This is a genomic window from Rhizobium sp. R339 (assembly GCF_002211395.1).
GTDB lineage: Bacteria > Pseudomonadota > Alphaproteobacteria > Rhizobiales > Rhizobiaceae > Rhizobium.
Genome location: NZ_LOKV01000012.1, coordinates 364372 through 379682, shown reverse-complemented (window position 1 = coordinate 379682; position 15311 = coordinate 364372). Strand labels below are relative to the sequence as shown.

Sequence of the window (15311 nt, the reverse complement as noted above, 5' to 3'; positions counted from 1 at the left end):
CTCAGGGCGATGGTCCTTTGAGAAGGACCGTCGCCAGCGGCGGCAGCGTCAGCGACAGGGAGACGGGCCTGCCGTGGGCGGGGATGGGTTCGCTCGATACTGCGCCGTTGACGAGCCCGGAGCCGCCATATTCGCGGGCATCGGTCGTTATCCGCTCGATCCACACGCCATCATCGGGCACGCCCATTCTATAGCCGTAACGTGGTACCGGCGTGAAATTCGAGACGACGAGGACCGAGGAGGAACGGTCTGGGGCGTAACGCAGCATGCCGAGAACGGAGTTGACGCTGTCGTCGGCAGCCGCCCATTCGAAGCCCTCGGGATGAAAATCGCCGAACTGCAGTGCCGATTCGTCGCCGTAGAGGCTGTTCAGATCCTTCACCAGGCGCTGGATGCCGATATGCGCCGGCCGGTCCAGCACGTCCCAGCTCACCGAAGCATCATGGTTCCATTCGCCGGGCTGGGCGATCTCGCTTCCCATGAACAGCAGCTTCTTGCCGGGATGGCCCCACATGAAGGCGAGATAGCTGCGCAGATTGGCGAATTTCTGCCACTCGTCGCCCGGCATTTTCGTCAGCAGCGAGCCTTTGCCATAGACCACCTCATCGTGGGAAATCGGCAGCATGAAACGCTCGGAATAGGCATAGATCATGCCGAAGGTCATCGTGCCGTGGTGATAGCTCCGGTAGACGGGATCTTTCTCGATATAACTCAGGCTGTCATGCATCCAGCCCATGTTCCATTTGATATCAAAGCCGAGCCCGCCCTCCTTGGGCGGCTTGGTCACACCGGGCCAGGCCGTCGATTCCTCGGCGATGGTCATGGCGTGCGGGCAACGCTCGTGAACGATACTGTTGAGGTGCTTGAAGAACTCCACCGCCTCCAGGTTCTCGCGCCCGCCATACCGATTGGGAATCCATTCGCCCTCATTGCGGCTGTAGTCGCGGTAGAGCATCGAGGCGACGGCATCGACGCGCAGCCCGTCGACATGGTAGCGCTCGAGCCATTCGAGCGCGCTGGCGATCAGGAAGCCCTTCACCTCGTTGCGGCCGAGATTGTAGATCAGCGTGTTCCAGTCGCGGTGAAAGCCTTCGCGCGGATCCTCGTGTTCGTAGAGCGCGCTGCCGTCGAAGCGGGCAAGACCCCAGACGTCGGTCGGGAAATGCGCCGGCACCCAATCGAGAATGACGCCGATGCCGGCGCCGTGGCAGCGGTCGACGAAATAGGCGAAATCCTCTGGCGTTCCGTAGCGCCCGGTCGGGGCGAACAGGCCGAGCGGCTGGTAGCCCCAGGAGCCGCCGAACGGATGCTCCATGATCGGCAGCAACTCGATATGGGTGAATCCCATTTCGCGCGCATAGGGAACGAGCCGCTGGCTGAGTTCCACCCAATCGAGCGACCGGTTGCCGTCCTTCTGATCGCGCAGCCAGGAGCCGGCATGGACCTCGTAGACTGAGATCGCGCTCTCCAGCCTTTCCTGCCGGGACCGGCCTCTCATCCAGGTATCGTCGGTCCATCGAAACGGCGTCGAAGACGCGACGATCGAGGCGGTCGACGGGGCGGCCTCGCTGGCGCGGGCCACCGGATCGGCCTTCTGCGGCAGGCAATTGCCATGCGCGTCGACGATCTCGAACTTGTATCTTTCGCCGGGCGCCAGCCGGGGAACGAACAGCTCCCAGACGCCTGCCGATGGCCTCAGCCGCATCGGGTTTCGTCGCCCGTCCCAGGCATTGAAATCGCCGACGACCGAAACGCGGCGCGCATTCGGCGCCCAGACGGCGAAACGAACGCCCGCGATGCCGTCAATCGACATCGCCACCGCGCCGAGCGTTCGGCTCAGGCTGTAGTGGGTGCCTTCGGATATCAGATGAAGATCGAGTTCTCCGAGCAAGAGACCGAAGCTATAGGGATCTTCGGTGAGTTGTTCGCCATCCGGCCATTGGATCCGCAGCCTGTATCCCATTCTCGAAGCCGTCGCCGCCGCAAACAGGCCGGAGGGGTGAGCGATGCTGAAAGGCGTCACCACCCGGCCGCTCGATGCGTCGACGAGATCGACCGCCTCTGCTCCGGGCAGATAGGCGCGCACGACCGTCATGCCGCCGCTCTCATGCGGACCGAGGATCGAGAAGGGATCGCCATGGCGCCCTTCGATCAAGGCCCAGAGTGCATCGTGGCCGATGCCGGCGAGAAGTTCCGAGCGTTCGACATTCATGCATTGACCCCCGCTAAGCGCGATACGATTTCGGTAAGGCCGGCGAGCGGGATCGGCAGCCACTTCGGTCTGTTGCGGGCTTCATAGGCGACTTCATAGGCGGCCTTCTCCAGAAGAAAGGCATCGAGCACCCGCCTGCGTTGTTCGGCCGGCATGGCAAGCGCCTTGGAGGCGGAGACGGCCTGCCAATAGGCATCGAGGAAGGCCGCCTCGGCATTGCGTCCGAACCGGGCAATGGCATCGCGGCGGACCTCGTTCTCATATTCCGTCACCGCGTCATTATCGAGCTGGGCGGTGGCGACGAGATAGCTGAGCGAGCGCAGCAGCCCGGCGACATCGCGCAGCGGAACGGTCTTGGCGCGGCGTTCGGCGAGGTTTTTCGCGGGCTCGCCTTCGAAGTCGATGATGACGGCATCGCCCTCGCTGACCAGGATCTGGCCGAGATGGAAATCGCCATGCGTGCGCGTCATCAGCGTGCCGCGGGCGCTCTCGGCCAGGCTCGCGCCAAGCTCGACGAGTTCGGAGCGGCGCTCGACAAGCGGGGCGGCGAGCAGATCGACCGCGGGATCGGCATGCTCCTCGCGTTCGGCAAGCTTCGACATGGCAAAGGCGACCTCGCCCGCCACGGCCTTCTTGATCACCTCCACCTCGTCGTCGCCGGCGACAACAGGACTGAAAGCCGCATCGGCGTTCTCTCCGGCGAGCACCACATGCAATTCTCCCAATCGCATGCCGACCATGGCGACGAAGCTGATCAGCGACCGGAAGACATCGTCCCCGGGTTCGACCGCCGGATCGGCCAGCACCAGTTCATCGGCGGCGCGGCGCAGATTGTTCAGCATCCAGTTCCAGGCGTCGCCCTGGTTGCGGATCGCGCCCTGGACGATGATCAGGGTCGAGCGGCGACCGCTGGAATCGGTGTGTGCAACTTCGCCGAGCAGCGGCGCGGTGTGGTCATAGCCGGCGCGAGTCAAGAACCGCGTCATCTCCACCTCCGGGTGGATGCCGGGAAAGATGTGCCGGATCAGCTTGATCATGGCGACATCGCCGACGATCAGCGAACTGTTGGATTGCTCCGCCGAGAGCCAGTGGACCGGCATATGGTCGGTGACATCAAGCCGGTCGAGCCTTTCGGTGCCGAGAAATTCCAGCGTGCCGGTGCGCCCCGTGATGCGCGAGCGGTCGGCAAGCCCGCGCAGGATGCCGCGCGCCATCGGCTCCACGGCAAATCCATCGGTCAGGAAACCGACCCGCCTGCCCTGGCGAACCCGCCCGAGCGCGAGCTGCTGGGTCAACGCCGAGGGCTGGGCATCGTCCCAGGCGACCGTCAACGGCAACTGATAGGATTCGGTATGATCAGGCAGCACCACCTCCAATTCGCCGAGAACAACGCCATCGACAAAGGGGATCGGCGTTGCCGAGATCAGCCGCGCCGCCTGCAGCGGCTGGTCCTTCGCCCCGAACCACCGCCGTCTGGCGAGATAGGCGGGCAGGATTTCGTTGCTCAGGACGCGCGCATGTGCGGGCTCATCGACGAGATCGAGCAGGCCGCGGCGAATGACCATCGTCATGAGGTCGGGCAGCTGTTCGGGCGGCGCCGTGCGCCATGCCGGCGGATCGGCATCGGCCTCCAGCTGGAACCAGAAGAAACCGTAGGGCGGCAAGGTCAGGAGATAGGTCAGCTGCCCGATCGGCGGAAAGGGCGACATGCCGGTCAGCTCGATCGGCACGCGGCCCTCGAAGGCGGAGAGATCGAGTTCGACCGCCTGGGGCAGCCGTGAAAGGTTGGCGACGCACATCAGCGTCTCGCCTTCATATTCCCTGAGATAGGCGAGGATCTTGCGGTTCTCGGGCGAGAGGAAACGCAGAGAGCCGCGACCGAAGGCCGGATGCCGGCCGCGCAGCGCCAGCATCTTGCGCGTCCAGTTGAGCAGCGAATGCGCATCCGTGCTCTGCGCTTCGACATTGACCGCCTCGAAACCGTAGAGCGGATCGGCGATCAGCGGCAGGACGAGACGCGCGGGGTCGGTCCTGGAGAAGCCGCCGTTGCGGTCGGGCGACCACTGCATCGGTGTGCGCACCCCGTCCCGGTCGCCGAGATAGATATTGTCGCCCATGCCGATCTCGTCGCCGTAATAAATGACAGGCGTCCCCGGCATCGACAGAAGAAGCGCGTTCATCAGCTCGATGCGCCGGCGGTCGCGCTCCATCAGCGGCGCCAGCCGCCGCCGGATGCCGAGGTTGATGCGGGCGCGTTTGTCGGAGGCATAGGTCTCCCAGAGATAGTCGCGCTCGGCGTCGGTGACCATTTCGAGCGTCAGCTCGTCGTGGTTGCGCAGGAAGATCGCCCACTGGCAGTTCTCCGGAATTTCGGGCGTCTGGCGCAGGATGTCGGTGATCGGGAACCGGTCTTCCTTGGCGATCGCCATGTACATGCGCGGCATCAGCGGGAAGTGGAACGCCATATGGCATTCGTCGCCGTCGCCGAAATACTCGCGCGTATCCTCCGGCCATTGATTGGCCTCGGCCAGCAGCATGACGCCAGGATGGGTGGCGTCGAGGGCGGCGCGGATGCGCTTGAGGATCGCATGGGTCTCGGAGAGGTTTTCGTTGATCGTTCCCTCGCGCTCGACGAGATAGGGGATCGCGTCGAGACGGAAACCGTCGATGCCGGTCTCCAGCCAGAAGCGCATCACCTTCAGCAATTCTTCCATGACGAGCGGGCTGTCGAAGTTGAGGTCCGGCTGGTGGGAGTAAAAGCGGTGCCAGTAATAGGCGCCGGCCACCGCATCCCATGTCCAGTTGGATTTCTCCGTATCGAGGAAGATGATGCGCGTTTCCGGGAATTTCTGATCGGTATCCGACCAGACATAGAAGTCGCGCTCCGGCGATCCCGCTGTCGCCTGGCGGGCGCGCTGGAACCAGGGATGCTGGTCGGAAGTATGATTGATGACGAGCTCGATAATGACGCGGATATTGCGCTGGTGAGCGGCCTCGACGAAGGCGCGGAAATCCTCCACCGTCCCATAATCAGAGCTGACACTGCCGTAATCGGCAATGTCGTAGCCGTCGTCGCGGCGCGGCGAGGGAAAGAACGGCAGCAGCCAGATGGCGTTGACGCCGAGGGCCGCGATATGATCGAGCTTCTGGTGCAGCCCGGCGAAATCCCCGACCCCATCGCCATTGGCGTCGTAGAACGACTTGATGTGCAGCTGGTAGATGATCGCATCCTTGTACCAGAGCAGCGGTTCGGTATTACCGGGGTTCATCGTGTCCATTCATGCCTCCGCTGCGCGAACGCGCCAGATCGCAAAGGGCAGGACCTGCGGATTGAGCGCGACGGTCTGCCTTTTGCCGGTCCATTTGAAACGATGCCCGCCGACCAGATCCTCGGCGTCGAGGGCGCCGCCATCCCCGAGCGACCATTTCCAGAGCGGCAGCTCGACATCGCTTTGCTGAAAATTATAGGGGTCGAGGCTGATCGCGATCAGCAGGACGTTGTCGCGGGCTTTGCTCGCCTTCTCGAAGAACAGGATGTTGTCATTCCAGGCGGGAAGCAGCGTCAGCCCGAGATGCGAATGCAACGCGGTGTTTTCGTTGCGGATGCGGTTGAGCATCGTGATTTCGGCAATGATGTTGCCCGGCCGGTCGTAGTCCCAGGCGCGGATCTCGTATTTTTCGCTGTCGGCATATTCCTTGCGCTTGGCGTCGGGACGTCCCTCGCACAGTTCGAAACCGTTATAGACACCCCACAGGCCCGAAAGCGTGGCAGCCAATGCTGCACGGATGAGGAAGGCCGGGCGCGGCGCGTTCTGCAGAAAATCCGGATTGATGTCGTGGGTGTTGACGAAGAAATGCGGACGGAAGAACTCCTTCGGCGCCGTTTCGGTCAGCTCCCGCATATATTGCTCGAGCTCCCACTTGGCGTTGCGCCAGGTGAAGTAGGTGTAGGATTGGGAGAAACCGATCTTTGCCAGCCGGTACATGACCTTCGGCTTGGTGAAGGCTTCCGAGAGGAAGACGACGTCGGGATGGCGCGCCCTAATATCGCCGATCAGCCATTCCCAGAACGGGAAGGGCTTGGTGTGCGGATTGTCGACGCGGAACAGCTTCACGCCCTGGTCGACCCAGAGCTGGACGATATCCCTCAGCTCCACCCATAGGGAAGGCACGGCGTCCTTCGTGTAGAAATCGACGTTGACGATGTCCTCGTATTTCTTCGGCGGGTTCTCGGCATATTTGATCGTGCCGTCGGGCCGCCAGTCGAACCAGCCGGGGTGCTCTTTCAGCCAGGGATGATCCGGCGAGGCCTGGATGGCAAGGTCCAGCGCAATCTCCAGCCCATGCCGGGCCGCCTCCTCGACCAGCCGGCCGAAATCCTCGAAATCGCCGAGCTCGGGATGGATGGCATCATGGCCGCCATCTTCCGAGCCAATGGCATAGGGGCTTCCGGGATCGCCGGGAGCGGCCTTCAGGCTGTTGTTGCGCCCCTTGCGATTGGTCGAGCCAATCGGATGAATGGGCGGGAAATAGAGCACGTCGAAGCCCATGCCGCGAATATCGGCCAGCCTCGGAATGACGTCGTCGAAAGTGCCGTGGCGGTTCGGATCGCCGCTCTGCGAGCGCGGGAAGATCTGATACCAGCTCGCGAAGGCCGCTTCCTTGCGTTCGGCATCGACGGCGCTTGTCGTCGAGCGAAGCCGAAACGGCCGCCTGTCAGCCCTGTTCATCAGCTCCGATGTTTCGGGATCGAGCAGGATCGCGGTGCGCTCGGGATCGGAAGCTTTTTCGAGGTTGTCGATCAGAGCCTGCAGACCGGCGCTGAGCGCCGCCGGCGCTTCGGCTTTGGCGGCGCGAACGAGGTTCAATCCCTCCTGAAGCTCCAGCTTCAGGTCCAGCCTCGCATCGTTCTTCTTGGTCAGTTCGTAACGGAAGATCGCGAACGGGCTTTTCCATGCCTCGACGGCGAATTCGTAGCGCCCTATGCGCTCCAGCAGGAATTCCGCACGCCAGCGGTCATTCTCGACCAGTTGCATCGGCGTCTCGTTCCACTCCGCCATGGCATTATGCGGCCGCCAGAGCAGGACGGCTGCGAGCGGATCGTGACCGTCGGCAAATATATCCGCCTCGACAGTGACGGTTTCCCCGGCCACGCGCTTGACGGGAAAGCGCCCGTCATCGACCCGCGGCGTGATGTTTTCGATGGCAAGCCGCGGCGATGCCGTCGCCTGCTCGATGTCGAGGGCGGGTCTTGAGATGATCGGCTCCGGCGCCTTGGCTTCGATCACCCGCGTCTCCCCTGCCCGCAGACGCAGGGCCGCGCCATCGGCGATGGGAAGAAAACCGGAGGCCGCTTCGCGAAGCGCCGTTACCGGTGCCGGCGCGCTTCGCCTGAGGTCTCTGTTCAGCAGGATGAAGCGCACATCGGAGGCGCTGCGAAGATCCCGCACCTCGGATTGCACAAGCGCCGAAACCGGCCCGCTGGCGTTGCGGATCAGGCGAAGCGACGGCGCGCGCGCATGGCCGGCCTTGCCGATCTCTGTATTGGCGAGGCGGATTTCGGAGGAGATATCGAAGGTGAGATCATGACGAAGCTTGCGCAAGCCCGAGCCATCGCCATGGGTCGGATCAAGCGGTGTCGCCGCGCCATATTCGAAGCCCATGGGAACCATCAGGCCACCGCCGAGCGAGGCGGCAAGGTGCAGCGCCCTGACGGCGCGGCGCTCGAGGATTTCGCGGCTCTCGGTGCCATGCGCGATGCGCCTGGCAAATGGCGGCTCAGGGAACGCGACCTGCCAGCCGAGCGGCTCCTGAACGCGATGCTCCTCGACGAACCATCTCTCGTCGAGATCCCACCAGGCCATTGATGAAAAACATCCGGTGAAACCTGCATCGGCGATCGCGCTTCTCACCGCAAAATCGGTGCCGGGCGTCCAGGCGAAGAATTGCGCTTCCGCCTTTTCACGTACACCCGCGATCAGCGATTTGAAAAAACCCGGTGCCGTCCGGTCGATCCCGAGCACACGGTATCCGGAGAGGCCGGCCTCGGAAAGACGCTGCAGCCGTTCGGCCCATTCCGCCAGCAGCTGCGACTGCTGTTCCGCCCCCACCGCTGTCGTCGGCTCCGGCGGGTCGAGCGGCGAACGCCGGGGATCGACGGGACGATAGCCCGCTTGTGGGTCCCGCGCTTTCCCGTCGACCATCAAATCCACCATCAAGCCGACACCGCTCTTGCCGGCAGCCTCCGCCAGGCGCGACACGCCATCCGCAACTGGGCTTCCGAGCTGCAGTTCAGGATCGAGGCGATCGAAGTCTTGAGAGGAAAAGATGCTGCATTCCCTACCCCGGTCGAACAGGGGCGCCGTCAGCACATGGTCGAAACCGGTATCGGCGGCATGGTCGAATACCTCGCGCCATGCATCGATGCCCTGGAGAAGCAGCGGATTGACATAATAGATCCTGGGTGGGGTGCTCACCGCACCCTGCTTCGCAGATAATAACATCGGCCGCCGCCTCGAGTTTGCTTTTCAGGCAAACTTCCTTTGGCGGAGGTTGTTCCACTCAACCCGTCAATTCACGGCTGCATGGGACATTGCGGGCAGCATCTAGCGCGAGCCTGCTCAACCGCATTGATGCCGCCTGATTTGCCGCTAGCGATATTCTCGTCATACATAAAAGATCCTCTGACTCTTCCGATCCGGAAATTTTCGAGCGCTGGAGAGCCGGCAATGCTTCGATCGATATTCTTCATAACGACCCTGCCGGTCTGCGTCGCGTGCCTCACCTCCTGGAGCGTCGAAACCGATCACTCCACCGCTGGCAAGCACGGCTTCTTCGAAATCCGCGAGGAGGCCAGGCGCTTCATCGCGCAGGAAAACGCCAAAGGACGCGGGCAATGGGACGTGCTGGAACCCAACGCGAAGGTGCTGGTTCCTCGCTGCGCGGTGCCGCTTCTGGCTCAATGGACGCCGAAAAGCCTCGGCCGCTCGAAAGCCAGTGTAACGGTGATATGCGCAGCCGCCGTGCCGAACGGCGTGATGAGGCGGTGGAATGTGCATGTACCGGTGAAGCGGAAACCTGCCCGTCCGTAGAGGAAGCAGACTGAAATTTGAGATATTGATGAAATTCTCGCAATTATGCAAAGGCCACCGGACGTGAATCCATCGATAGAATTGTGCTCCCACCCCGGACTCGACGACCGGATCGTGATCGTCAGGGCGGGAGACGAAGTGGATGCCGTGTTTGTCAGGACCGAAAGGTTCAACGTGCTGATCGATACGCTCGGCACACCCGAGCTATGCCGGACGGCCTTGGATCTGCTGGAGGAAAAGGCAGAGGCTCGCCCGCTGATCGTTGTGAATTCTCATATGGATTGGGATCATTTCTGGGGAAATGCCGCCATTGCAGGGCGTGCTCCGTTCATTGCACATGCCGCAGCTCTCGACCGCCTGCGCGATCCCACGACACGGCAGATCCTGCGGGACAAGGCGGGTGAGGAAGCGCGGTTTCGCGATGTCGAGCTCATCGGCCCCGACATCACCTTCTCCGGCTCGATGGTTCTGAACGGCGGCGATCTGACGCTCGAACTCATTCATACGCCGGGGCACACGCCCGACCATCTCTCCGTCTGGATTCCCGAACTGCGCATCTGCCTCGCCGTCGACGCCGTCGAATATCCCGTTCCTGAGGTCTGGAGCAGAAGTGCGGATGATCTTCGCCTGATCCGCTCCTCGCTGGACCGTATCCGCGACCTTGATGCGAAGCTGGTCATCCCTGCACATGGCAGGACGGGCTCTCCTTCGACGGTCGCTGAAAACCTCGCCTATTTCGAAGCTCTGGCCGATCGCGTCGGTCATTTGAGCGAGAGCCGGCTTGCGGACCCGCACCTCGGCAGTGCAAGCGGGTTCAGGCTCGAAGACTTCGTTGCCATTCCCGAAGACATGCCTTCGGATACATTGGCGTTCTACCGGAACTGCCATGAGACAAATCTGGGCGCCACGGTTGAGGCGCATGGCGAAAAGCTGAAATCCGCATAGAGCTGTCGCACTGGGGAGGCATGACGTGAAACAGTTGGAGGGCGGGCGAACCGGGCAGATCTGGCGCGACGGCAACAGCGTGATCAGACCATCGGGCGCTTGGACGCCGACGGTGCATCGCTTTTTGCAGCATCTTCGTGGTAGAGGCTTCCGCGCCGCACCGGAGCCCATCGCAATATCGGCCGAAGGACAGGAGGTCGTCGGCTACGTCGCCGGGCGCGTCTGCGAAGACCTCGGCGATCCCTTCGTCGGATCGGATCGCATGCTGATCTCGGCAGCGAGACTTCTGCGCGATTTTCACTCGGCCTCGGAAGGCTTTCTGGAAGCGGATGGTGAGATGAAGACATGGATGCTGCCGCCGTGGGAGCCGCAAGAGATCGTCTGCCATGCCGACTTTGCGCCCTATAACGTCGCCACGGTAGATCACGAGGCTGTCGGGATCATCGACTTCGACACCGCTCATCCCGCGCCGCGCCTGTGGGATCTCGCCTATGCGGTTTATCGCTGGGCGCCCCTCTCCGATCCCGCCAATCCGGCTGTCACCTTCGATCTCGACGAGCAGCTGCGGCGGGCGGAAATCTTCTGCACCGCGTATGGAGCGACGGCCGAAGAACGGCGCCAGCTTCCCGAGATCATCTGCAGGCGGCTTCAAGCCCCTCGTCGACTTCATTCTGGCAAGTGCAGCAGCCGGAGACGAGACCTTCGTCGAGGATGTCTCGGCGGGAGACGCACGCCTCTATCTGAACGACATCCAATGTATCGCCACAAATCGAGATCGGCTGCTGAAGGCGCTCTCCTGACTAAAGCCACTTCCGCCGGCGGAAGAAGGTGAACAGGCCGAGGCAAAGGACGCCGATGATGCCGAGCACGACGAAATAACCGTACTGGAATTTCAGCTCCGGCATATCGTCGAAATTCATGCCGTAGATGCCGGCAATGGCGGTGGGAACGGCGAGGATAGCTGCCCAGGCGGCAAGCTTGCGGGCGATTGCCGTCTGCTCCGTCTGGCCGATCATGACACTCGCCTCGAAGGCGAAAGCGAGCACTTCGCGCAGCGCGTCGATATCTTCCTGAACGCGGCGCACGTGATCGGTTACATCGCGAAACAGCGATTGCAGCGTCGGGTCCATGCCGGGAAGATCGATATGTTCGTATCGCCGGCAGACGTCGACGAGCGGCACCACGGCATTGCGCAGCCGCAAGAGCTTGCGGCGCAGCAAATAAAGCCGCTCGATATCGGACTTGCCCAGCTGTTCGCGCAGCACCAGATCCTCGAGCTTCTCGACCTCTTCCTGCACCACCTCGATGACTGGCATGTAGTTGTCGACGATGAAATCGAGGATCGAATAGAGGATGTAGTTCTCGCCATGGGCAAGAGCGGCGGGCGTCGCCTCGCAGCGCTGCCTGACCGCCAGGTAGGAAGAGGATTCTCCGTGGCGAACGGAGACGACATAACCGCGGCCGACGAACAGATGCGTTTCGCCGAAGATGATCTCGCCATCCTTCATATGGGCGGTGCGGGCGACGATGAACATCGCCTCCCCATAGATCTCCAGCTTCGGACGCTGGTGCGGCTGCGCCGCATCCTCGATCGCCAGCGGATGAAGGTTGAACTCTGCCTGGATCTGATGCAGCAGCACTTCATCCGGCTCGTGCAGGCCGATCCAGACGATGGCATTCTCGCGGTTTCGCCATTCGCCCGCCTCCTCGATCCTGATGTCGCGAATGCGCTGCCCATTCTGGTAGACGGCGGCGGCGACGACACCTCGCCGCTCATGCGGCTGCGATGCCGAACCGCTGCCGGCGGGTGCGGATACACTCTCCAGATCCTTCAGCCGTTCCAATCCTGCCGTCCTCCCGCTCCCGCGGATCACGCATCCGCACCCAACGCCGGCTAGGCGTTGCGCCGATCATAATGCCATTTCGTAAAACATGCATCCGTCTCGGTGCAGTGCCGGCTGGGGAGCCATCGATCATTTTTCCCACGGCGCTTTGCGTCGCAGGCGTTCTGCCGCCTTCGGCGGCGGCTCCGAAGGGGCGGCCTCTATCCTAACGACGAAGCTCTCGAAATCATCGGGATGCAGGCGAATGACGCTTTCATTCAGGATCGCCGTTTGCGACTCATCCATTGCGGCACGCCGCATAAGCTCTGTATCGGCCATGGGTTCCTCATCGAATGTGAGAACATTACATGTGATGAAGTCGCTTGCGAAGAGCCGCAGGAATATCGACATATCTATTCCCATCGCGGCACCCGCCATCACGTATCCGTGGAAATATCGTCCCAGTCCTGATCCATGTAGCCGATCAGCCAGTTGAGGGCGTAGTGGCGTTCATAGACCACGCCCTTGTCCAGTCCGGCGGGCGGCTCTTCGCCCTTCAGCCTGGCGTTCACGGCGGCCCAATCGTAGCGGTAGATCAGGTCGGCGGCGTCGAGCAGTTCGGCCTGCGGGCGCAGCTTGGCGCGGCGCATCAAGCCGTCCGTACCCAGTTCGCGCAGAGTGTTCGCGATGAACGGCACGTCGCAGATATGGTCGGGACGTTCGAGCTTCGGCGCGACGCCGAGCGCCCACAGCATGACGTATGCGCCTTCGTAACGCCAGGCGAAATTCGTCCGGTCCTGATCGGAAGGATCGGGATCGTCCATGAAGGCGCGCTCGTCCGGAGTGAAGAAACTCCCGGCGTCGAACTGCCGGATGAGGGCCTGGCCCATCGCATGGTCGCCGGTCTCGCCTTTCACGGCGACGATCGCCAGCGCGATGGCGCGCTGAACCACCGCCTTGGTATTTCGACGCGTACTCGCGCGCTCGGGCTCGATCGCCGGCAGGTGATCGATGGTCGGAACGCCTTCCGATTGAAGGAGGGCGACAGACCGGGCTTTGCGCGCCTGCGCCTCATCGGCGGGTTGAGAAACGGCGGCCTGCACCGGAATGATCAGTGCGAGAAGAGTGGAGAAAATGCGCTTCATCATGTCCGGCTCCTGTCGTCGCGGCAACGCGACCAATAGGCATTTTTCCGTATCAGCGGGATTGTGGGCCCGAAAATAAGGACCGCTTTCGGAAAGATTGGTAAACGCGCTTTTACCCCCGGAACAAATCGTTAAATTTTTTTCGCTACAAAATACCTTGGCCAGCCCGGTCTGCCGCCGGCGCTCGATTGAGGGCTTTTTCATGCACCGTCCAAACATCAAGTCCAGTTTGCTGCTGATTTTCAGCGGCATCGCCATTCTCTTCGGCCTCGTCGCCTATCTCGCGGTCGACGGGCTCCGAAAGACGAACGGCTCGACGGAAGAAATCGCAAACCACTGGCTGCCGAGCGTGCAGGCATCGCAGGCGATCAACCTCGATATGACCAATTTGCGCCTCGCCTATCGCGATCACATCATCGCGCAGTCGGAGGCGGAAAAGAAAACCCGGGAAGAGGCCATTACAGCCGCCGAAGACAAGGTCCGCAAATCGGTGGATAGCTATCTTTCGCGCGCCACGTCCGACCACGAGCGTGATTTGATCAAATCGATAAAAGAGAGCGTCGGCGGCTACATCGCCAGCAGCTCGCAGCTGCTCGCTCTGTCCCGCGCCAACAAGACCGAGGAAGCTGGGCAATATCTGGGCGCGGATATGCGCTCCTATTCGGACAAGCTCAAAGAAGCGACCACAGCCCTTGTCGCACTTGACATAGAGGGCAGCAGGGAGGCCGCGGAGATCAGCAAGACGACCTTCGCCTCGATCGAATTCTATCTGCTTGCCGCAATCGGCTTTGCCGGACTGCTGGTTCTCGGCGCCGTCATCTTCGTGCTGAAGGGCATCGCCAATCCGATTACCGGCATCACCGCGGCAATGCGGCGGCTCGCCGAGGGAGACACCGGCGCGGAAATTCCCTTCTCCGACCGTGCAGACGAAATCGGCTCGATGGCGGGAGCGGTGGAGATCTTCCGCCAGGCCGCGATCACCAACAAGCGCATGGCGATGGAAGCAGAGGAAAATCGCAACCGGGCGGAGGCCGATCGCCTTGCCGCCCAGGCACAAGCGGAAGCCGAAGCCTCGGAGCGGCTGCGCATCGCCACCTCAGGCCTTGCCGGCGGCTTGAAGCGGCTCGCCGCGGGCGACCTCGCCTTCCAGCTCAACGAGGCCTTCGCCCCCGATTTCGAGGCATTGCGCCATGACTTCAACCAGTCCGTCACCCAGCTCGGCGCGACGCTGAGAGCGATTTCCGACAGCATCGGCACGATCGACGAGGGCACGCGGGAAATCTCCTCGGGTGCGAGCGATCTTTCCAAACGCACCGAGCAGCAGGCCGCTTCGCTGGAGGAAACGGCGGCCGCTCTGGAAGAGATCACCGCCAACGTATCCAACTCCACCAAACGGACCGAGGAGACGCGCAAGGTCGCCACCGAGGCAAACCGCAGCGCGGTCAGCTCCGTGGACGTCGTTTCGCACGCCGAAGAGGCGATGGAGCGCATCGAGACCTCGTCGCAGCAGATTTCCAACATCATCAGCGTCATCGATGAGATCGCGTTCCAGACCAACCTTCTCGCGCTCAATGCCGGCGTGGAAGCGGCCAGGGCCGGCGAGGCGGGCAAGGGCTTTGCGGTGGTCGCCCAGGAAGTGCGCGAACTTGCCCAGCGCTCGGCAAGCGCTGCCAAGGAAATCAAGAGCCTGATCCAGAATTCTTCGAAAGAAGTGGAAGGCGGCGTCAAGCTGGTGCGCGATACCGGCCAGGCGCTGAAGACCATCGGCGGCTTCATCACCGAGATCAATCAGCACATGGATTCGATCGCAACCTCGGCGAAGGAACAGTCGATCGGCCTCAGCGAAGTCAACGGCGCGGTCAACCGGATGGACCAGACCACCCAGCAGAACGCGCACATGGTGCAGCAATCGACGGCGGCATCGGACTCGCTGGCCCAGGAAGCCCAGAAGCTTCGCGAACTCGTCAGCCAGTTCCGCCTCGACGATGCGGCTTCCGGCCAATCGACGGCGCTTCGCGCGACGGCGCGATCGATGACGCAGCCTGCGGCTCGCGCCGCCATCCATGCGGTTGCCGCACGCGGCTAAGGGACACCT

9 protein-coding genes and 1 pseudogene are annotated in these 15311 nt (G+C 62.4%); 4 read left to right on the top strand and 6 right to left on the bottom strand.

What is annotated here, in order from left to right; translation table 11 throughout:
• Nucleotide 1: 1 nt before the first annotated feature.
• From glgB to ATY76_RS15920, 3 genes are read right to left on the bottom strand one after another with little or no spacing between them, the layout of a single operon-like run.
• A complete protein-coding gene (glgB, locus tag ATY76_RS15930) occupies nucleotides 2-2212 on the bottom strand; it encodes a 1,4-alpha-glucan branching protein GlgB (protein WP_088675696.1) in 2211 nt (736 codons plus the stop codon).
• Nucleotides 2209-5490 (bottom strand): maltose alpha-D-glucosyltransferase, encoded by a 3282-nt coding sequence (gene treS, locus ATY76_RS15925; protein ID WP_088675695.1) that lies wholly within the window; start codon nucleotides 5488-5490, stop codon nucleotides 2209-2211. The genes glgB and treS overlap by 4 nt, the downstream gene beginning before the upstream one ends.
• Nucleotides 5491-8715 carry an alpha-1,4-glucan--maltose-1-phosphate maltosyltransferase gene (locus ATY76_RS15920; RefSeq protein WP_088675694.1) on the bottom strand — a complete coding sequence of 1075 codons (3225 nt, stop codon included), beginning with the start codon at nucleotides 8713-8715 and terminating at the stop codon, nucleotides 5491-5493.
• A gap of 225 nt (nucleotides 8716-8940) precedes the next feature.
• Between ATY76_RS15920 and ATY76_RS15915 the strand changes: the two genes are divergently transcribed.
• From ATY76_RS15915 to ATY76_RS15905, 3 genes and pseudogenes are all read left to right on the top strand, one after another.
• A complete protein-coding gene (locus ATY76_RS15915; RefSeq protein WP_088675693.1) occupies nucleotides 8941-9303 on the top strand; it encodes a hypothetical protein in 363 nt (120 codons plus the stop codon).
• Nucleotides 9304-9366: 63 nt separating this feature from the next.
• On the top strand, nucleotides 9367-10248 hold the full coding sequence (locus tag ATY76_RS15910) for an MBL fold metallo-hydrolase (protein WP_088676071.1): 882 nt from the start codon (nucleotides 9367-9369) through the stop codon (nucleotides 10246-10248).
• A 25-nt stretch (nucleotides 10249-10273) separates the two neighbouring features.
• Nucleotides 10274-11048 (top strand): annotated as a pseudogene (locus ATY76_RS15905) (aminoglycoside phosphotransferase family protein).
• On the opposite strand, the gene ATY76_RS15900 reads toward ATY76_RS15905, so the two are convergent.
• The 3 genes from ATY76_RS15900 to ATY76_RS15890 all read right to left on the bottom strand — a co-directional run bounded on the left by ATY76_RS15900 (nucleotide 11049) and on the right by ATY76_RS15890 (nucleotide 13219).
• Nucleotides 11049-12092 carry a magnesium and cobalt transport protein CorA gene (locus tag ATY76_RS15900; RefSeq protein WP_088675692.1) on the bottom strand — a complete coding sequence of 348 codons (1044 nt, stop codon included), beginning with the start codon at nucleotides 12090-12092 and terminating at the stop codon, nucleotides 11049-11051. It abuts the pseudogene before it with no gap.
• A gap of 129 nt (nucleotides 12093-12221) precedes the next feature.
• Entirely contained in the window at nucleotides 12222-12509 is a 288-nt protein-coding gene (locus tag ATY76_RS15895; RefSeq protein WP_245309915.1) for a DUF1778 domain-containing protein, read from the bottom strand.
• Complete coding sequence (locus ATY76_RS15890; protein WP_088675691.1) at nucleotides 12509-13219, bottom strand: DUF4272 domain-containing protein; 711 nt, start codon at nucleotides 13217-13219, stop codon at nucleotides 12509-12511. The genes ATY76_RS15895 and ATY76_RS15890 overlap by 1 nt, the downstream gene beginning before the upstream one ends.
• 199 nt (nucleotides 13220-13418) lie before the next feature.
• On the opposite strand from ATY76_RS15890, the gene ATY76_RS15885 reads away from it, so the two are divergent.
• Nucleotides 13419-15302 (top strand): HAMP domain-containing methyl-accepting chemotaxis protein, encoded by a 1884-nt coding sequence (locus tag ATY76_RS15885; protein WP_088676070.1) that lies wholly within the window; start codon nucleotides 13419-13421, stop codon nucleotides 15300-15302.
• Nucleotides 15303-15311 lie beyond the last annotated feature (9 nt).